Raw genomic sequence first — 19,801 nt, forward strand, 5'->3', positions numbered from 1 at the left:
TTCTGCCTGACTCAATGTGTGCTTACTAAAATGAAAGCACTGTATCTTTAGTAAGTGAATCACTAAGATTTACTTTTGCATAAAATTCTAAAATTGAAAAGGTATAAGCTCAATGGTACTTACTTTTATTGTCCTGTAGATCTGACATTGAAAATTGTGGGAGGAAGGTGGAAGGGTGTTGTAATCTGGAATCTGCGTAATGGCACGAAGAGATTTAGTGAAATGAAAAGAACACTGGTCACTATAAACGACAAAATGCTTTCACAGACATTTAAAGAGCTTGAAGAACAAGGCGTAGTTCATCGTAAAGTTTATCAGGTAGTTCCACCTAAAGTTGAATATAGTCTCACCGAAGAAGGTAAAAAATTGCTTCCAATTATGGAAGCAATGAGTTCGTATGGATCAAAGTTTGAAGTAGAATAAATACGATTAAATAATCTTTACTGATTATCTATACTTTGTCTGGAAAAAACGTGGTCATTTAAAAAATCGGAAAATATGGATGGTGATAAAAACCTCCAAAAGACTCAATGGAATAGCAAATGGTAATATAGAAAGAGGCAAGATACCCAAATTTCCAATCACCAACCACATCATTAAAAAACCAATTACCCAACTCAGGATAAAGGTCTCCCAAAAATTAAATTTTTGAAACAAGATGAAAATGATGATTGCAAATATCAAAGACCATACGCCCCAAATAAGGCCATTGACAGGAGCTTCCGGAAACGACATTCCTAAATTTTGGTAATGTAATGCCCAGATGGTGTGCAACAATATTGAATTGCGATAAAACTCTGAGATGCTAATCCAAATCATACTCAGAGAAATGGATAATGCTGTCTTGCGCATAAATAATACGAATCAGTTTTTTCGAAATTCTCTTTCGATACGTTTATCAGGAATCAGCCACATAATACCCACCAGGAGATATAGAATTGCCGAAACGATAGGATAATAATAAGAGATAAGTATGCCCAGGATATAAACCACCAATGAAATTGTCCCCTTGATATCATTTACCATAGCTTTGGCAAGTACTGAATCCTGCCCATGCTCATTTATAATAAACTTGGTAAGTAATTGATAACTTGACCCGGAAAGAAGGAAAATGATCCCAATGAAAGCCACAGGTGTAGAATCAAAATGCGATTCGCCCATCCAAGCAGTGCCAAAAGGTACGAGAGAAAGAAAGAAAAGTAGCAAGCCATTGGTCCAAAGGATTTTTCCATTTACTTTCTCAACTGTTTGAAAAACATGATGATGGTTATTCCAATAGATGATGATCATCAAGAAGCTCAGGATATAGCTTGAAAATTTAGGCCATAAAGCCAGTAAATCAGACCAGGAATTGCCATGGGGAATTTTCAATTCCAGTACCATGATCGTGACAATGATGGCCAAGACACCATCACTAAATGCTTCTATTCTTCCTTTTTTCATCCAATTATGTTTTGTGAGCAAAACCTTCTACGGTCAATTGAGGTCTGCCCAATTGGTCCCAGGTTTTTTGAGACTCAAATGTCTCAAAATTATTGATCATTACATTCATTAATTTTGAGACAAACTTCATTTGAGGTATGAAGTATCCGAGAAATTTTAATACTCCGTATGGCATAGATCCCACTGAAAGCCTTTCCTTGGAATAGGCACCGACAAATTTCTGAGCAGCCTCCTGCATAGTCAGAGCTTCCGGTCCCTGCACAGGATATTCTTGATCCAAAGCTTTTTCTGTCAAAAAAGCTTGTGCGACATTTCTGCCAAAGTCTTCACCGGCAATCCACCAGGATTTATGGTTTACCGAAGCGTTAATAAAATTGAGTTTATTTCCTCTTTTCATCCCTTCAGAAATGAGATTTTCCATGAAGTTTGAAGGATAAAAAATAGTATAAGGAATCCCTGATTTTTTTACTCTGTCAATGCTTGATTTCTTGGAATTGAAAACCCACCAGTTACCTTGATAATTGCGCGCCAGAAAGGATGATAAAAGAACAATCTGTTTAATGTTGCCATTGGTTTTTGCAGCAGATATGATATGGTCTAAACCTTGAGCTTCAGGATTGAACTGGTTTTCTTTATCCGTAGGGCGGGTTGAAATATTGATATACAGTCCATCCGCATTTTCAAGAGCAAGCCCGATTGAATTTTTATCGTCCAAATCCCCTTTCACAAAATTTACACCTGCTGGAAAAATTGATTTCGCTTTTTCAGGATTTCTTACCAATGCAGTGACATTAAAACCCGCTTTGACTAACTCTTTTGTTACAGGAATTCCAATCATCCCTGTGGCGCCAATAATGCTTATATTCTTTGACATATATTTAAGTTTTATAAATTGAAAATAATACTTTTCGGTTCAATCTAATTTTGGTTTAAATCATCCGTATACATTTATCCATATTTCTAAAATAAAACATTCCACCTGTTTATTCAGGTGGAATGTTGCAGAATAATCGATTGAGATTATTTTTTTGGAGGTGGAATTACACCAAGTTGGACCATCATGCCATATGTATTTGTGGTCTGCCATTCTGCCACAACCTGACCATTTTTTATTTGCCTCATGAATTGTCCTGTAGATGCTATGCGCTTACCTGTCGCGGGAATTCCAAAATAAACACCAGAGTTGTCCATGAAGTTGGTGTAATCTACGGCGACCATATCAGCCTCACCCACTACGCGATTAAAGTGCATATCCATATTGGTGAATCCCTTGCTCAGAATTTCTTTCATGAAGTAGATGTATTCTTTCTTTCCTATGGCAGCCTGACCATCCCCAAAATACTGGAAATCATCTGAAAGCAAATCTTCTACTTTAGCCCAATCTCCTTTCATAATAGATTTTGAAAGTGACAAAGCGATTTCTTTGTTTGCGTCAATACTCATTTTTAAATGTTTTTTACTTGAATGTTTTGATGTTTGTGCCTGGGCAGAAGAAACTAGAAATACTGTGAGCAATGCCCAATAAATTACTTTTTTCATTGTTGATTATAATTTTAAGCCGACAAAGGTAAATTCTTTACTATTCCAATGTGTCATACTAACCAATTTGAAAGTAATACCTTTTTGGTAAGTATCATTAAGGTTTGATATTTTCCGGGAATGTATTTGTTACAAGAAAATTAAATAGGATTAAATCTCGCTGTTCATTCCTTCTCTAGTGGATTCACCTTAGAATAATAGTTGAAAATTTCCGACTTAAATGATGATAGTTTTCATAATGAATCATTTCGATTCCTCGCTTGATATGTTTACGCTTACAATCAATTTTGAACTTTTCAGTCCATCTGATTTCCGGCTCAATAAATATTTAGATAATTGTGATTTGAGTTTGAAATTAATTTGACTCCTTAGAAAATTCCAACTACAAATTAAGTTTTAATCTACTGCCTCCCATAGTTGCACCTTGGTCCCTTCAGCATCCAGAATGTGAACAAATTTTCCATAATCATATGTCTCAATATTGTCAAGGATGGTCACGCCTTCTTTTTTCAATTCTTCTACTAACTCCACTAGGTTTTCCACCCTGTAATTGATCATAAATTCTTTTTCAAAGTACTTGGAGCTTTCAGCAAAAGGTGACCATTGAGTTTGTGCTTTTTTAGTGCTGTCCGCACTTTCATACCATTCAAAAGTCGCGCCATAAGGGTTTGTGTCTAGTCCAAGATGATTTTTGTACCATTCAGTCACTGCTTTTGGATCCTTACATTTGAAAAAAACGCCACCAATTCCCGTTACCCTTTTCATTTTAATTTATAATTTTAAACTTTTTAAATAGATAAAAGCACTATTTCATGTGGGTCAAAGATACCCATATTTGAAATGTGAGCAAATTTTCTATAAAATCACCCGGTTCATAATAAATGGCCAATGCCTGGATCTGTAATATCCATTCTCCCAGAGGCAGACAGAATAAAGACTTGATGTAGTCTGATCAATCCTGTATTTTTCAGGAAAAAGCTGGATTTGTTCTTTGATTTGCGCATTTGAGATAGGCAAGTATATTGGCGCAAGGAAGGCCGATAAGCCTTGTAATAATTTTAATGTTCATTATCCCAATGCCAACTTCTAATATGAGAGATGCAGATCATGAAATTCTTTTACTATTATTCAACATTGAACTTAAACTGCCTTGCAAGATTATTCGTATCTACTTAGGTCAAAAATAATATTTTATCTCGGAATTAAAAAAATAGGTATATTTGTGTTCCTACCAATAGAAGATAATTGAATCAATACTCATCAAAAGATTCAAGTTATCCATAAATTAGAAGAAATATTATTAGAATTAAATAAACTACGGCAAGAAGTAGTTGAACTTAGAGCAGAGAATGCCCAGCTTCGAGTGGAGAATGCAATACTAAAGGAGAGAATAAAGGTATTAGAACTTAAAAATAAGCAAAATAGTAAAAATAGTCATATGCCTCCTTCTTCGGACCTATACAAGACTAAGAAGATAAAGAGTGCATTTACCAGGAAACAGAATAAGAATTCAGGTGGGCAAAAGGGTCACGAGGGAAAGACTTTAGATAAAGTAGAATTTGTGGATGAGGTTATAGTTTTGGAACCGAAACGATGTCAATGTGGAGCAGATCTTACAAAAGTCAAAGGTGTAATAATTGAAACAAGACAAGAATTTGATATTCCTCCACAGGAGATCCGGATAATAGAATATCAACGTAAAGAATGTATATGTCCGTACTGTCAGGCTATAACTGCCGGACATTTTCCAAATCACATACAAGCGCCGACGCAGTATGGTTCAACCATAAAGGCTGTATGTGTAATAATGAGTGTAAATTATAAAATTCCACTGGCAAAGATTGTCCAGTTGATGGAAGATCTATATCAGATCAGAATAAACGAATCCAGTATTATCAATTGGTTGAAACAATCTTATAACTTAATGAAACCAACAGAAGATCAGGTAAAAGAACATTTACTGAATAGCAAATTAGTGCATGCGGATGAAACAGGAGTTAATATCAATGGTAAAAATTATTGGAATCATGTAGTATCGACTGACAAACTAACTCACCAGTTTATAAACGAGAAAAGAGGTCAAAAAGCAATTCGAAATGAAGCTTCCATATTACCATATTATAAAGGAATACTAGTGCATGATTGCTGGTCTAGCTATTTTACATTAGAACAAGTTAAACATGTAATATGCGGAGCACATCTCATAAGGGAACTCAATGCATTAATAGAAGATAAATCAAAGTGGGCTTTTCGATTTCAAAAATATTTATTAGAACTACATAATTCACCGATAGCTAAAAATAAGAAAAATAAAAAACAAATACTTCTTGACTATAACAAAATACTACGACAAGGAATTCATGAAGAACCGCCACCAAGAAGAACAAGTTACAGAGGTCGAATTAAAAATTCAAAAGGATTGAACTTAATCAACAGACTAATTAAATATAAGGAATCTGTATTGGGATTTGCCTTCAGCAACTTAATACCATTTACAAACAATCAAGCAGAACGCGATATTCGCCATTGCAAAACAAAACAAAAAGTGGCTGGATGCTTTAGATCTCTGGAAGGTGCGAAATACTATATGCGTATTTCCTCCATAACAATCACTTTAAGAAAAAACTCAGTGAATGTGCTCGATTGGATAAAATCTCTATTTGCTGAAGGTATTTTTACCTTACCTTTGACCTAAGTAGTTACGATTATTCAATAATTTGAAATATTGATTGGGAGAATTGCAATTCTTAATGCCTACTTATTTGTTTCGCATTTGAGGCTTTCTCCTAACTTTTCATATACGCTGTCATTAGGCTCCCACAACTCAATTTTATTGCCCTCTAAATCCATAATATGCAAAAATTTTCCATAATCGAAGGCTTCTATAGTATCGACAATTGAGATATGATTTTGCTTTAATTTGTAGAGTAGTTTGTCCAAATTATCTACCCGGAAATTAATCATAAATTCTTTTGTTGAAGGATCAAAGTATTTGGTTTTTTCATTAAAAGGACTCCATTGTGTGAATCCCTTTTGGCTTGAATCCAATCCCTGTCTCCACTCGAAGACAGCGCCGTATTGATTGACTTTTATCCCTAAATTCTGCTCATACCAAGCTCTGAGTTCTTTAGGACTTTTGCACTTGAAGAAGATTCCGCCTATACCAGTGACCCGGCCTTCCGATGATTGATTTTCAATGACCTTGCCTTTCAACTGAAAGCCCAAAATAAATGAGACTAGGCCCAGTAAAGAAAATTTCAAATATTGATTCATAACATTGACTTTGATTTGATCAACATCTATGAGTTGACTATTTTATTGATTGCTGTTTGTTTTGCAAAGGTAGGGGAAAATTATAATACTTATCGCCACGCTCATTCCGTACCGGTTTTGAAGATTCTTAGTGTCAGTATGATTGCCTGAATACAAGACTTAGGTATGGTTTATGATTTCATTTATTTTGTCTTGTAGCATTTCAACTAATTCGGTATCCATAATCTCATATTCATCCGGGATGAAGAGTACTTTTAGAATAGGCAGATCTAAATGAGGATATAGGTCCACAATTTAGCTGTGCTGGTCCGATTCCATAACAAGGATTATATGAGCCCAGGAAATATCATTTTCAGAAATCTTTCGTTCACTTTTCGGACTTAAACTTGCAGAGCGGATATTAATTCTAGGGTCATTTTTAAAAATATGTTCTGCAGTACGACTTCGTTTTTTATTTCTGCCACAGACTACCAATATATTTTGTTGGATATTCTTATCTAGTTGAGCATTTTTTTATAGCTTATCTCACGAGTGTATTTTGTTTGTTTCAGGCAAATATTTTAATATTCAAGATAACAATTTTAGTATCACTTGTTGTGTTATTTTATTTCAAGATACTACAGAGATATCATAAGTTATTGTCTGCTATTCATCCACTGATATTTACTTATTTTTGGTAAATAGATGGCTTAGAAATAGCTTTTTATTCATATACGTAGGCATCATTTTGAATTGTTTGATTTCTCACATTTTCTAACACCCGATGCATATAGCTTTTCCAGAATACTTTGGCAAATAGCCAATTTAATAGGTATTGGAGGAACTGATTGGAATACAAGATATAAGTATATTGTACCAGGATTTTATCTTTTTCTGATTCAGTGGTTTCCCACTCACCGACAAATTTGTAAAAGCCGAGTACCCAAGCCTGAAATTGGTTGACTTCTATTTTCCAATATTTATTTTCTATTCGCGCCAACACATTGTCCACAGAACCAAGACCTCCAGCTTGAGTCCAGGATTTTGCGACAAATACTTTTTTGCTTGATCCTATTTGGCCTCAACTTTGATCCTCTGTACAGTGAGTTACTTTTAGCATCAGGCCTTAGCCGGTATGAATTTTTGTTAGGTCGCAGAACATTGGACTTTTGAATGCTCTTTCCAAGGTACAATTGAAAATGGCTTTGATCTCTACTTTCGATTTCATTGATTTGGTTTTTTCGGAAAATCCTATTGTTGATCCTTTGATAATAATTGTAATCCGGATTTTGTGATTAATGAGCTAGGTAACAGATCTTCAAAGTAAAATTTGAGTTTATGGAAGTCATGATCACAATCACAAATGGCTTACAATTCTCCAATGGAAATGTTTAATAAAATTCTGTCTTTATCAATTGTTTTTCCATCGTAGGTAATAATGAAAATCATTATACAATTTCATGCGTGAGGTGGACGGAGCATGTAGTGCGCAAGCACCGAGCGAATAGCGAGTGCGGAGATCACCGACCCTCGTCTGGCGAGGGTCACGCCCAAATCAATTGATGAAGTGATTACAAATAAGAATTAGCTTAGTATTTTGTCAAATTTCTGTGGCCAAATTGGGGTTCAATCTTCCCGGCTTCCGTGATCAGCCACGCGGACAATTTTTGGTTGGAAACTTGCGATATATCGACGAGATTTTGTTGAGCTGACATCTCCTGATGGATATTTTTGTGAGCCATAGGAATCTGATCAATTCCACCACCGATAGCGAATCTTCAAATTTTAAAAATCAATACACTATAAACGACTTGTATCTGTGAACGAGCTAAGATCCTATGGCACAAATAAAATAATCATTGAAAACTACATGACCACTTGTTTCAAAAAAGTAATTTGCTCTATAAAAATGTAAGCTTTTTATTCAATTCCAATTCCATTGAAGCTTGATAAATCACTGATCAATCTCCTGAATAACCTCTAAGCACCCTCAGTAACCCATCACAAAATTATTTATTCCCCATAGTATTGACCTCAAAGCCGGGCTACATGAGCTTCATTCAACACAGGATTAAATCGCAGCAGAGCTTCGTTTAATCCTTGTATGTTACAGGCATTTAATTATTAAATTTTATAACCTTTTTTTTGCACCCTGTATACCCAATGTAAGGATATAATGATTAAAATGAAATCTATCGTATAGAATGCATATGAGTATTCTTTTAAACCTAGTAAATTTTTGGAATGCGGATTATTGTTTTCTCTACTTGTTAAATATAATGCTTCGTTTAATTGATAAAGTAAATATAAAGCAATACATATCTTAAAAACATAGAACCAGATTAAATATGTTCTTTCAATGTTCACTAGAAATAAGTTTAAATAAATGATCTATTGTGCACAACGTCAGACAGTGAAAATACCATATTTTTTGTTTTCTACTGCATAAAACACCTGGTAAAAATTCATATAACCGAATTTTAGACGTGATAAGGACAAGATTTTTATGTACCGCCGAATAGTTTGCTTTAAAAATAAGCTCTCCCACAGGTTTAAAACAAGCCAATTTTGTGATGGGCTTGGGTCTTTCTTGTAACTATTATGGTAATCAACTTACCACTTGCTTATCCAAAAGTGAACGGCCATAGGTGGGTACCTTTGCTCCGGAAAAGGTGATAAGCATTATTCTGGATTATGCAGAAATAACTAGAGAGTGATCGCACGTCCTTCAGCGCGCGAGAAAACGCCATAAAACGACTTATTGAAACCACTAAACTCTTGGTTTCAATAGCATCGTTGAACACCGCATAGGGAAAAGCTAGTTTTGTATTTACATAATTCGTTCAATTAGTTCTCAGGCTTCCTTCTTTGTCGTGCTTTCCCCTATACGGCTAAATGTTAGCCGGTCGTTGTTCTTTTTTCGTCATTCAAATTCGCTAAAAATGTTGAGTTGTCTGTTACAATTGTGTTGTAAGTATCAATGCAATCCATAATCTCTTTTTCTGGCCCGTTAATCCATTCATCACTTCCATAAAATGCGTCTTGGCTTTCTTTACGTTGCTCTAAGCTTTCGTAATTGCGAATTAAATAAAAACTTTCTTTATCGATAAGTGAAAAGCCATAGTCGACGACATTAATTTTCCAACTTTTCATCATTGGCAATGATTGTTCTGTGAAAACTTTAATAAAATTCTCTGACGAATTTTCTTTGAATTTGTATATTCTTATTTCTGTTATCATTTTATTCTGCTTGCATACATATACCAATTCCATTCCCAAGTTTTTCCATTGTCTGTTGAAAATGCCTGGCTCCAAACTGGATTGTTAATGTCGGTTTTGTCCCAATGAAATAATACAATTATATCTTGTCCATTGAAAGTGTCTTTACAATATAGTTTTCCAATATTTCCGTCAAATGAACCAACCATTGGTGGGTCAAAAGAAACTGCGTTACTATCTGCCCAATAAATGCTCCACAATTTTGTTTGTGGGTTAAATAGTCTGATTGCAATGCCCTCAAATAGTTCTCCGTCAAATGTGGCAGAAAATTTATTCATATTAGCAAAACCTTTTAACAAATGAGAAGTGTCGTCAGTTGAGTTAAACTCTATCCATTCGTCACAGTTGTTTAGTCGTTCTTTAAGTTTTCTGTTGAGAATATTCCATTTGCCAATATAAAAGTCAAAGTCGGTGTGTGAAGAAGTTGGCGAAGCAAAAACTTCTAATTGTCCATTTTCGTTTATTTTAAAATCTTGCATATTCTTTTGTCTAATTGTTGTTTATGAAATGTCGTTATACAATGACGGCTATAAGGTCAGACTGTGAAAATACCACTTTTCTGTTTTCAACTGTAAAAAACCCCTGGTAAAACTTCATATAGCCGAATTTTAGACGTGATAAAGGCAATATATTTATAGACCGCCGAATAGTTTGCAAAAAAATTAAGCTCTCCCACAGGCTTAAAACAAGCCAGTTTGAGCTAAGATAGGGTCTTTCTAGGGTGGAGAAATACCATTTAGATCCGGACTCATGTCCTTGTTGCAAGACAGGCAAAATGATCCGGATACTGAGCTTTAGTTCAACTCCACCTCCGATAGCGAATCTTCAAATTTTAAAAATCAATACACTATAAACGACTTGTATCTGTGAACGAGCTAAGATCCTATTGCACAAATAAAATAATCATTGAAAACTACATGACCACTTGTTTCAAAAAACCAATTTGCTCTATAAAAATGTAAGCTTTTTATTCAATTCCAATTCCATTGAAGCTTGATAAATCACTGATCAATCTCCTGAATAACCTCTAAGCACCCTCAGTAACCCATCACAAAATTATTTATTCCCCATAGTATTGACCTCAAAGCCGGGCTACCCGAGCTTCATTCAACACAGGATTAAATCGCAGCAGAGCTTCGTTTATTCCTTGTATGTTGGGGGCTGGGCTTATTTCCCATTTTCGTTCTTTGCCATTTGTGTTATGTCTCCAAAGTTAAAAGTATGTTTTCCTTTCTCTGCAATTTTTCCAATAGTTTCTAAAAGTTGGAAGAATTTTATATTGTCATCTCCTTTCATAAGTTCAGAAGCATTTTTTAAAGTTCGTGCTGTTGCAACTGCTGTTCTTGCATTTTCAAGGTCTGCCTTTGCTCTGACCTTTGCTTCCAAGTGTTTAGAAAAAAGGTCTTGAATTGTTTTAGGAAATGTTAAGTCTTTTAATTGAGCTTGTTCAATTGTTACTCCAAATTGAGCAACTTGATTTTCCATTTCTTCAGTTTTGAATTCTGTTAATTCATTGCGTTTTTCATTCAAAGTTTCACTGTCCATTTCAGCAATTCTATCTCTTAAAAATATTTGAACAATGTTACAAATTCTTTGTTCCAATTCTTGAATAATATAGACAGTTTGTCTGTCTAACGAAAATTGAGTTAAAAGTTTTTGTCCATCTGTGATTTTATAAAGTATATTGAATGAAAAGCGTAGAGCAACATTATCTTTTGTCAAAACTTCTTGATTTGTCACACAAATAAGTTTGCTTGTTGTTGGCAAACTAAATAATTCAATTCGGTTTTTAAAGTCCCAAAATTCGTGATAGCCTGAATTTAATGTTTGTTCAAAGTTATTGTCTCTATACAAATAACCAATTGTATTTGGTTTTACTTGTAACTGCCTTTTAAAAATTGCCATATATATTTGTTATGAAGTTTGAAAATAATAAAAGGTAAAAAACACCAAACTCAAGGAAAACATTTTAAGTTTAGCCAAACTGTCTAAACGGTATCCTTTGTTTTGCAAACTCAAATTCAGATTGAGTATTTCTACTCTGTTCTTTACCTTTTCTTTGTCAGCGTGACAGGCTGGAGTGTAACCACACTTTGCATCTGAAGCAAACGAGGAGTCGAACCTCTTGGGACAAAGCACCGCAATACCCTGATCCTTGCTTGTCCCTTTGTCAAACAGGTGGCGGTTTATCTTTAATATTTTTATTTTATCAATTGTCATTTTCACTTCAGTATTCCGGTCTCGTAGCCTTGCCACTAACGTCAAACTGTGAAAATACCATTTTTTTGTTTTCAAATGCATAAATCACCCGGTAAAATTTCATATAACCGAATTTTGGACGTGATAAAGACAAGATTTTTATAGACCGCCGAATAGTTTGCAAAAAAATTAAGCTCTCCCACAGGCTTAAAACAAGCCAGTTTGAGCTAAGATAGGGTCTTTCTAGGGTGGAGAAATACCATTTAGATCCGGACTCATGTCCTTGTTGCAAGACAGGCAAAATGATCCGGATACTGAGCTTTAGTTCAACTCCACCTCCGATAGCGAATCTTCAAATTTTAAAAATCAATACACTATAAACGACTTGTATCTGTGAACGAGCTAAGATCCTATTGCACAAATAAAATAATCATTGAAAACTACATGACCACTTGTTTCAAAAAACCAATTTGCTCTATAAAAATGTAAGCTTTTATTCAATTCCAATTCCATTGAAGCTTGATAAATCACTGATCAATCTCCTGAATAACCTCTAAGCACCCTCAGTAACCCATCACAAAATTATTTATTCCCCATAGTATTGACCTCAAAGCCGGGCTACCCGAGCTTCATTCAACACAGGATTAAATCGCAGCAGAGCTTCGTTTATTCCTTGTATGTTGGGGGCTGGGCTTATTTCCCATTTTCGTTCTTTGCCATTTGTGTTATGTCTCCAAAGTTAAAAGTATGTTTTCCTTTCTCTGCAATTTTTCCAATAGTTTCTAAAAGTTGGAAGAATTTTATATTGTCATCTCCTTTCATAAGTTCAGAAGCATTTTTTAAAGTTCGTGCTGTTGCAACTGCTGTTCTTGCATTTTCAAGGTCTGCCTTTGCTCTGACCTTTGCTTCCAAGTGTTTAGAAAAAAGGTCTTGAATTGTTTTAGGAAATGTTAAGTCTTTTAATTGAGCTTGTTCAATTGTTACTCCAAATTGAGCAACTTGATTTTCCATTTCTTCAGTTTTGAATTCTGTTAATTCATTGCGTTTTTCATTCAAAGTTTCACTGTCCATTTCAGCAATTCTATCTCTTAAAAATATTTGAACAATGTTACAAATTCTTTGTTCCAATTCTTGAATAATATAGACAGTTTGTCTGTCTAACGAAAATTGAGTTAAAAGTTTTTGTCCATCTGTGATTTTATAAAGTATATTGAATGAAAAGCGTAGAGCAACATTATCTTTTGTCAAAACTTCTTGATTTGTCACACAAATAAGTTTGCTTGTTGTTGGCAAACTAAATAATTCAATTCGGTTTTTAAAGTCCCAAAATTCGTGATAGCCTGAATTTAATGTTTGTTCAAAGTTATTGTCTCTATACAAATAACCAATTGTATTTGGTTTTACTTGTAACTGCCTTTTAAAAATTGCCATATATATTTGTTATGAAGTTTGAAAATAATAAAAGGTAAAAAACACCAAACTCAAGGGAAAACATTTTAAGTTTAGCCAAACTGTCTAAACGGTATCCTTTGTTTTGCAAACTCAAATTCAGATTGAGTATTTCTACTCTGTTCTTTACCTTTTCTTTGTCAGCGTGACAGGCTGGAGTGTAACCACACTTTGCATCTGAAGCAAACGAGGAGTCGAACCTCTTGGGACAAAGCACCGCAATACCCTGTTCCTTGCTTGTCCCTTTGTCAAACAGGTGGCGGTTTATCTTTAATATTTTTATTTTATCAATTGTCATTTTCACTTCAGTATTCCGGTCTCGTAGCCTTGCCACTAACGTCAAACTGTGAAAATACCATTTTTTTGTTTTCAAATGCATAAATCACCCGGTAAAATTTCATATAACCGAATTTTGGACGTGATAAAGACAAGATTTTTATGTACCGCCGAATAGTTTGCACAAAATATAAGAGCTCCCACAGGTATAAAACAAGCCAATTTTTAGAAAAATTCGGGTCTTTCTTGTGACTATTCTGGTAATCAACTTAACGCTTGATTATCCAAAAGTGAACTTTCTTTGGTGGTAAGCCTTGCTCCGGATTATACACATCATGCCGGATATTTGTCACCCCGAGGAAAAAAGCTGCGTATAGCAAACTTGTATGATCAACTGATTTGCCGCCATCAATGCCAAAAGTGGAAATACCAATTCAATTGCGCGTATTGATCAAAACAGGAATTGACATCAGTCTGTGTCCCATCTGCAAAACTGGAAAATTAATCCTGATCAAAACAAGTATTTGCATCAACGGCATTTTGATCGATGTCCAGACCATACAAAACAAAGGCTCTCCATTAATAAACATCGACATTCCATGAAAATTACCCTAAATAAATATTGTTATACATTTACTTACAGAAAAATTAATGTAGATTTTTCTGTGGCGAAGCTATGCAAAAAAACTAATAATTGTACTACTAAAAAAGTAAAAGCTTGACCTAAAAAAACTCAATTGATATACTATGACACCTAAGAAGAGGTCTCGTTGAAAATGAACGAATGAAGTCTTGAATTTTATTCAAGACCAGATGCATAGAGATGCATCTGATGAGAGAACTGAGAGACCCTTCTCTCAGCTTTATAGCAGAAAGCCCGTTGTAGTTTTATTTTATCATTATCTGTAAGTGACGATTAGCTTTTTATTGTATTTTTCCTTTGGACTTTCTTCTATACGGCTAAATGTTAGCAGATGCCCTTCTGTCTGTTCGAAGTGCTTTGTCGTTCCGAGTTTGCAGTCAGTCCGTGCAGTTGGGGAAATAAATTTGTAAAAAAGTGCGGGGCTTTTCTTGGGAGGGAGAAAAAATACTCTCTTAAAAACTTTGGTCGCAGCGTTGGCTTGTGCGGTTTTTAAGAGTGTATTTTTTGTGGGTGGCTTTTTAATTTGGTTTACTAATACCTAAATTCTCTTTTATATGCAGTTCAGGTTTGTCAATAATGGTCGAAATAAATGCTGCAATACTTTTTCTTGAAATAGCTGTCCCTGTTTCGGTTTCTCCTTTTTGAGTTAACGCATAATCCACTTCGCTGTCATTGGTAAACCAATCAGGTCTTAAAATGGTGTAGTCAAGATTAGATGCTTCAATTATGTCAGCTAATTTTCTGTATGGAATTAAAACAGATTTTAAAGGTGTTTTGTAAATTCCAATAGAACTGATGGCAATAATTCGTTTAATACCCGTTTCGTCCATTGCGTTGACAATGTTAGTTGTCATTGTTTCTAAATTACCAGCAAGATTTACATAAACGATTTGATGACCCGTAATTGCATTTTTTACGCTATTGTAATTCATTGCATCACCTTCAATCACAGTGCAGCCTTCGGCAACACTGTTTGAAAGTCTGCTTTTGTTTCTTACAAATAATGTAATCTCTACATTTTGCAATTGCTTCAACGCCTCAATTACATAGGGAGCAAGGCTTCCGCTTGCTCCAAGGATGATTACCTTTTTCATTTCTAACTTTTAAGCGAAGCCATGTCAATTACAAATCTGTAATGCACATCTCCTTTTTCTAATCTTGTATATGCTGTATTGACATCTTGAATTTTTATCAGTTCAATGTCAGCAGTAATGTTGTGTTTAGCACAGAAGTCTAACATTTCCTGTGTTTCTGCAATGCCTCCAATGTTTGAACCTGCAAAACTTCTGCGTCCTTTTATTACATTAAATGCACTAATTGCAAGTGGCTCTGGTGGCAAGCCAACCAAGACCATACTGCCATCAACTGTAAGTTGGTTTAGGTAAATATTTACATCGTGTTTGGCAGAAACAGTGTCTATAATAAAATTGAGTTTGCCAGCGTATTTTTTCATTTGTTCAGGATCAGAAGATAGAACAGCATCATCTGCACCTAATCTTTTTGCATCGTCAACTTTTGATTGTGAGGTAGTGAACACGGTAACAAAAGCACCCATTGCTTTCGCAATTTTAATGGCAACGTGCCCTAATCCACCAATGCCTAATATTCCAACTTTACTTCCCTGTCCAATTTTCCAATGATTTAGCGGAGAATAAACTGTAATTCCAGCACAAAGCAACGGTGCGGCAGAAGCTAAGTCTAAAGTTTTCGGAATGGTTAGAACATATTTTTCATCAGTTACAATACTTTCTGAATAGCCGCCAAACGTATGTCCACCATAAGTTTTGTCAATGGAGTTGAATGAAAAAGTCATTCCTTCTTCGCAGAATTGTTCAAAGCCGTCTTTACAAGGATTGCATGTTCTGCAAGTGTCAACAATACAACCAACTCCTGCTAAGTCACCCACCTTGAACTTGGTAACGTGATTACCAACAGCAGTAACTCGTCCTACAATTTCATGCCCAGGAACTATCGGATAGATTGCCCCACCAAAATCGTTTTTTACTTGGTGCAAGTCGGAATGACAAATGCCACAAAATAGGATTTCAATTTCTACATCATGTGGAGTTGTGGCTCTACGTTCAATTTTCATTTCTTGCAAAGGCTGTGTAGATGCTCCTGTGCCGTATGCTTTTATTTGTTTCGCTTCCATATTTATTTGGTTGATTATTTTATTGGTAAAATTTCGTTCAAACAGTTGATTGCATTTAGTGTTCTTGGATAACCCACATAAGGCAACAACTGTGTCATTAAGTTGATTAAAGTTTGTCTGTCGTTTCCAACATTGGAATTGCCCTGAATATGCCCTTTTATTTGGCTTTCAGTTCCTCCCATTGCTATTAAAAAGGATAACGTTACCATTTCTCTGGTTTTAACATCTAATCCGCTTCTGGTAATGTAATCGCCAAAACAGTTGGCAGATAAATACTCTTGGATATGCAACAAGTCTTTAGGCGAACTTTTATACATATCATCAATACGATTACCCACAATTTCTTTTTGCTTTGCCAATCCCTTTTCAAGTCTTGTTTCGGGAGTGGCGGTAGATTGACTTTCTAATGGTAAAGTAATATTTCGTTCTGTGAAAATTTCATTGGTAGCATAAATGAAATCAAGCACTTTAGAAATGCCAACGTAAGGCACTGACTGATACAATACTTCTTTTATTTCTACTGGTGTTACACCCACGTTTAGAGCTGCATTTACAAACATTTTATATTCTGACAACGCCTGACAGCCAATGGTAGTTGCCATAATCAATAACACTCTTAATTTGGCATCCATTGTGTCGTGATGGATGACTTCATCAAAAGCAAAATTGTCAAACACATTGATCAAATCGGGGTCATTTATTGCAGCTTTTGAATTGTAATTTGGCCACAATTCTTCGTGGTTTTTGTGTGCCGTCTCTGTAATATTCACTTCTGATTTTTCGGTTTTAAAGTGGTTATATTCTGCATCGCTTAAAGGTTTCAACCATTCTGTTTTATCCTTGTCATATTCGGGAACAAGTGCAATGTGCCTCATCGAACTTCCGTGTGATGCTTCGTGCCAATGCTCTGTATTTTTTGGAACTTTGACCACATCACCTTTTTGTATTAACTGAATGGGTTTGCCTTTTTCCTGATAATATCCAATGCCTTCAATCACAAACAATATTTGACCACTTGTGTGGCTGTGCCAATTGGTTCTTGCTTTCGGTTCAAAAGTTACCGTTCCAATATTGGTGTTGTAGCCTTCATCGGGTTTTACGTTCATATTCACCCAAACTGTTCCTGTGAAATTTTCTTTGGGAACGGGAACTCCTTTATCTATAAATGATGTCATTTTGTAATTTTTATCGTTACTTTTTACTTGTGCTTTTGCGGTTGTAATTCCTGTGATAATGGATGTAACCAACAGAAGTAAAAGCCCTGTATGTTTTAGAACTTTCATTGGGTTATTTCATTGTTGTCATATCTATTACAAAACGGAATTTCACTTTACCGTCTAACACTTTTTGATAAGCCTCTTCTATGGATTGAGACGTAGCAGAGATAATTTCTACTTCGGGATAAATGTTGTTTTTTATAGAGTAATCCAACATTTCTTGTGTTTCTTTAATACCTCCAATTTGAGAACCGAACACTTTGCGGTTACCTTGCCAAATCAATTTATCAATAGGAATAGTTGGCATAATAGCGAATGGTGGAAGTCCTACGATGGCTAATTGTCCGTTGATGTTCAACATTTTTAAATACATATTCGGGTCGTAGCTTGCGGGAATTGTGCTGATAATAAGACTAAGTGTATTGTCTAATCCTTTTAGGTCTTCGGGATTATTTACATTCACATATTTAGTAGCTCCCATTCGTAAAGCTTCAGCTCGTTTTTCTTCGGTTATATCAAATACTGTAACGTCTGCCCCCATCTTTACCAAATACTGAACTGCCATGTGCCCCAATCCACCATAGCCAGCAACGCCAACTTTATCGCCTTTTTTTACTCCTGCGTAATGGATAGGCGAATACACTGTAATACCTGCACAAAGCAATGGAGCAACTTTTTTCAAATCTGCATTGGCAGGAATTTTTATTGCAAATTTTTCAGTCAGCACAATGTTGTTTGAATAACCGCCTTGTGTGGTTTCATTGTTGTGAAATTGGTCGTGGTCGTGATAGGTAAGCACATTTTCTTTGCAGTATTGTTCCAAATTGGCTTTGCAGAAATCGCAATGCCCGCAAGAATTGACCAAGCAACCAACACCTGCTAAATCGCCAACTTTAAACTTGGTCACATTTTTTCCTACTTCTGATACTCGTCCAGCAATTTCGTGTCCGGGAACCATGGGAAATTCTTCTTTGCCCCAATCGCTTTTAACGTGGTGCAAATCGCTGTGACAAATACCTGCGTAAAGAATGTCAATTTTAATTTCATCATCACCCAATGCGTGACGTTCAAATTCAAACGGTTTAAATTTTCCGTCATTTGCCAATACGGCAAAGCCTTTGGCGGGAACAGTTTTGTTTTGTGAGAATGCGGTTGCAATAAATGTCAGCGACATTATTATTGTAAAAAGATGTTTGATTTTCATATACCTAATTTTTCAATTGTCACTAATTATTTGACACCGCAAAGGTGCAGTAATTAGAATTTACTCAACAACTAAAATCAAACAGATAATTACGAAAATCAAACAACACGAAATTTCATCGGGCTTAACTTGGTGTGCTTTTTAAAAAAGTTGTTGAAATGTGTCGGTTCTGTAAAACCTAATGAGTAAGCAATTTCAGAAACATTCCAAGAACTGTGTCGCAACAGGATTTTTGCTTCTTGTAAAATACGTTCAGCAATTATTTCCGATGTTGTTTTTTCTGCCGTTTCCTTTACTGCTCGGTTCAGGTGGTTTACATGAATATTCAATTTCTCTGCAAAATCAGAAGCTGAACGTAGCTGCATAGTTTGATGGTTGTCATCAATAGGAAACTGTCTTTCCAACAACTCTAAGAATAAGGTAGAAATTCTCTTGGCAGCATTCACGGGTTGCTTGTCCAAACTTGTTGCTGGATGCATCTTCATAGCAAAATGTATCAACTCAAATGTCAAGTTGCGTAATACATCGTATTTATGAATATACTCGGAGTTAAACTCGTCAAACATTCTGTCATACACAGCAGTAGCAGTTTTAACTTGTTCCGTTGTCAATTCAAATACATGCGTTCCATTCGGTTGAAAAACGGAATATTGGTCGAGGTTGCCATATTGGTGAAAAAGTGTTTGGTTAAAAACGCAGAATTGTCCAGTGCGAACCTTGTCTAATTGTGTCCAACTATATGGTATTTGCGGATTGGAAAACACCAAAGCATGTTTTTTTACTTCTATTGTCTTGTCGGCATATTGAACTACGCCATTGCCAATAATCAATGTGATTTTATAGTAGTCCCTTTTGCGGTAAGGCACTTGTTTGGCGTTCTTTCCTATAAACGGGTCGAGCTTAAATACATTGAAATGCCCTATTTCTTTTCGCAGATTGTCAGGCATCCAAGTATGCTTCTCCTCATAAAACGTTTCTATGTTCTCAACTTTTTTCATGCGGCAAAGTTACGAATTTCAAACATAGCAAACACAAATCGCAAACTTAAAATGAACAGCCCCCGAAAAGGGGGCTGTTTGTCTTTTTGGTTTTTAATTGTCTTTTTGGGTGGAGAAAACACTCTTTCATTTTTTTCGGGTCGGCTTGTG

Annotated in this window: 21 protein-coding genes; 3 read left to right on the forward strand and 18 right to left on the reverse strand. The window is 35.4% G+C overall.

Annotation, left to right across the window (positions count from 1 at the left end; translation table 11 throughout):
- Positions 1 to 75: 75 nt before the first annotated feature.
- Positions 76 to 423, forward strand: coding sequence for a helix-turn-helix transcriptional regulator (locus IPI99_05440; protein ID MBK7339953.1), 348 nt, complete (start codon positions 76 to 78; stop codon positions 421 to 423).
- 54 nt (positions 424 to 477) lie between these two features.
- Here the strand turns inward: IPI99_05440 and IPI99_05445 are convergent, their stop codons facing one another.
- From IPI99_05445 to IPI99_05465, 5 genes are all read right to left on the reverse strand, one after another.
- Positions 478 to 852: a hypothetical protein gene (locus IPI99_05445; GenBank protein ID MBK7339954.1), complete on the reverse strand. Its 375-nt coding sequence runs from the start codon at positions 850 to 852 to the stop codon at positions 478 to 480.
- Between the two features lie 12 nt (positions 853 to 864).
- On the reverse strand, positions 865 to 1,443 hold the full coding sequence (locus IPI99_05450) for a DUF1211 domain-containing protein (GenBank protein ID MBK7339955.1): 579 nt from the start codon (positions 1,441 to 1,443) through the stop codon (positions 865 to 867).
- Positions 1,444 to 1,447: 4 nt separating this feature from the next.
- Positions 1,448 to 2,317, reverse strand: coding sequence for an NmrA family NAD(P)-binding protein (locus tag IPI99_05455; GenBank protein ID MBK7339956.1), 870 nt, complete (start codon positions 2,315 to 2,317; stop codon positions 1,448 to 1,450).
- Positions 2,318 to 2,463: 146 nt separating this feature from the next.
- Positions 2,464 to 2,982: an ester cyclase gene (locus IPI99_05460; GenBank protein ID MBK7339957.1), complete on the reverse strand. Its 519-nt coding sequence runs from the start codon at positions 2,980 to 2,982 to the stop codon at positions 2,464 to 2,466.
- Positions 2,983 to 3,378: 396 nt separating this feature from the next.
- Positions 3,379 to 3,747, reverse strand: coding sequence for a VOC family protein (locus IPI99_05465; protein ID MBK7339958.1), 369 nt, complete (start codon positions 3,745 to 3,747; stop codon positions 3,379 to 3,381).
- Positions 3,748 to 4,420: 673 nt separating this feature from the next.
- On the opposite strand from IPI99_05465, the gene IPI99_05470 reads away from it, so the two are divergent.
- Entirely contained in the window at positions 4,421 to 5,677 is a 1,257-nt protein-coding gene (locus IPI99_05470; protein ID MBK7339959.1) for an IS66 family transposase, read from the forward strand.
- 59 nt (positions 5,678 to 5,736) lie between these two features.
- Here IPI99_05470 and IPI99_05475 read toward each other — a convergent pair whose 3' ends face one another.
- The 8 genes from IPI99_05475 to IPI99_05510 all read right to left on the reverse strand — a co-directional run bounded on the left by IPI99_05475 (position 5,737) and on the right by IPI99_05510 (position 13,459).
- Complete coding sequence (locus IPI99_05475; GenBank protein MBK7339960.1) at positions 5,737 to 6,180, reverse strand: VOC family protein; 444 nt, start codon at positions 6,178 to 6,180, stop codon at positions 5,737 to 5,739.
- 778 nt (positions 6,181 to 6,958) lie between these two features.
- The gene (locus IPI99_05480; protein MBK7339961.1) at positions 6,959 to 7,237 is read right to left on the reverse strand and encodes a hypothetical protein; all 279 of its coding nucleotides are present in this window, start codon (positions 7,235 to 7,237) and stop codon (positions 6,959 to 6,961) included.
- A 1,895-nt stretch (positions 7,238 to 9,132) separates the two neighbouring features.
- Positions 9,133 to 9,474, reverse strand: coding sequence for an NIPSNAP family protein (locus IPI99_05485; GenBank protein MBK7339962.1), 342 nt, complete (start codon positions 9,472 to 9,474; stop codon positions 9,133 to 9,135).
- Positions 9,471 to 9,992 carry a hypothetical protein gene (locus IPI99_05490; GenBank protein ID MBK7339963.1) on the reverse strand — a complete coding sequence of 174 codons (522 nt, stop codon included), beginning with the start codon at positions 9,990 to 9,992 and terminating at the stop codon, positions 9,471 to 9,473. Before IPI99_05490 ends, IPI99_05485 begins: the two co-directional genes overlap by 4 nt.
- A gap of 688 nt (positions 9,993 to 10,680) precedes the next feature.
- A complete protein-coding gene (locus tag IPI99_05495) occupies positions 10,681 to 11,418 on the reverse strand; it encodes a slipin family protein (protein ID MBK7339964.1) in 738 nt (245 codons plus the stop codon).
- Between the two features lie 9 nt (positions 11,419 to 11,427).
- Positions 11,428 to 11,733, reverse strand: coding sequence for a hypothetical protein (locus IPI99_05500; GenBank protein MBK7339965.1), 306 nt, complete (start codon positions 11,731 to 11,733; stop codon positions 11,428 to 11,430).
- Between the two features lie 672 nt (positions 11,734 to 12,405).
- Positions 12,406 to 13,143, reverse strand: coding sequence for a slipin family protein (locus IPI99_05505; protein ID MBK7339966.1), 738 nt, complete (start codon positions 13,141 to 13,143; stop codon positions 12,406 to 12,408).
- A complete protein-coding gene (locus tag IPI99_05510) occupies positions 13,130 to 13,459 on the reverse strand; it encodes a hypothetical protein (protein ID MBK7339967.1) in 330 nt (109 codons plus the stop codon). Before IPI99_05510 ends, IPI99_05505 begins: the two co-directional genes overlap by 14 nt.
- A 398-nt stretch (positions 13,460 to 13,857) precedes the next feature.
- On the opposite strand from IPI99_05510, the gene IPI99_05515 reads away from it, so the two are divergent.
- The gene (locus IPI99_05515) at positions 13,858 to 14,040 is read left to right on the forward strand and encodes a hypothetical protein (GenBank protein MBK7339968.1); all 183 of its coding nucleotides are present in this window, start codon (positions 13,858 to 13,860) and stop codon (positions 14,038 to 14,040) included.
- A gap of 558 nt (positions 14,041 to 14,598) precedes the next feature.
- Here the strand turns inward: IPI99_05515 and IPI99_05520 are convergent.
- From IPI99_05520 to IPI99_05540, 5 genes are all read right to left on the reverse strand, one after another.
- Positions 14,599 to 15,174 carry an NAD(P)H-binding protein gene (locus tag IPI99_05520; protein MBK7339969.1) on the reverse strand — a complete coding sequence of 192 codons (576 nt, stop codon included), beginning with the start codon at positions 15,172 to 15,174 and terminating at the stop codon, positions 14,599 to 14,601.
- 2 nt (positions 15,175 to 15,176) lie between these two features.
- Positions 15,177 to 16,232, reverse strand: coding sequence for an NAD(P)-dependent alcohol dehydrogenase (locus tag IPI99_05525; GenBank protein ID MBK7339970.1), 1,056 nt, complete (start codon positions 16,230 to 16,232; stop codon positions 15,177 to 15,179).
- Between the two features lie 14 nt (positions 16,233 to 16,246).
- Entirely contained in the window at positions 16,247 to 17,407 is a 1,161-nt protein-coding gene (locus IPI99_05530) for a carboxymuconolactone decarboxylase family protein (protein MBK7339971.1), read from the reverse strand.
- A 112-nt stretch (positions 17,408 to 17,519) separates the two neighbouring features.
- Positions 17,520 to 18,653, reverse strand: coding sequence for an NAD(P)-dependent alcohol dehydrogenase (locus IPI99_05535; GenBank protein MBK7339972.1), 1,134 nt, complete (start codon positions 18,651 to 18,653; stop codon positions 17,520 to 17,522).
- A gap of 98 nt (positions 18,654 to 18,751) precedes the next feature.
- Positions 18,752 to 19,651, reverse strand: coding sequence for a helix-turn-helix transcriptional regulator (locus IPI99_05540; GenBank protein MBK7339973.1), 900 nt, complete (start codon positions 19,649 to 19,651; stop codon positions 18,752 to 18,754).
- Positions 19,652 to 19,801: the final 150 nt, after the last annotated feature.

Source organism: Saprospiraceae bacterium, from assembly GCA_016710235.1.
Lineage (GTDB): Bacteria > Bacteroidota > Bacteroidia > Chitinophagales > Saprospiraceae > Vicinibacter.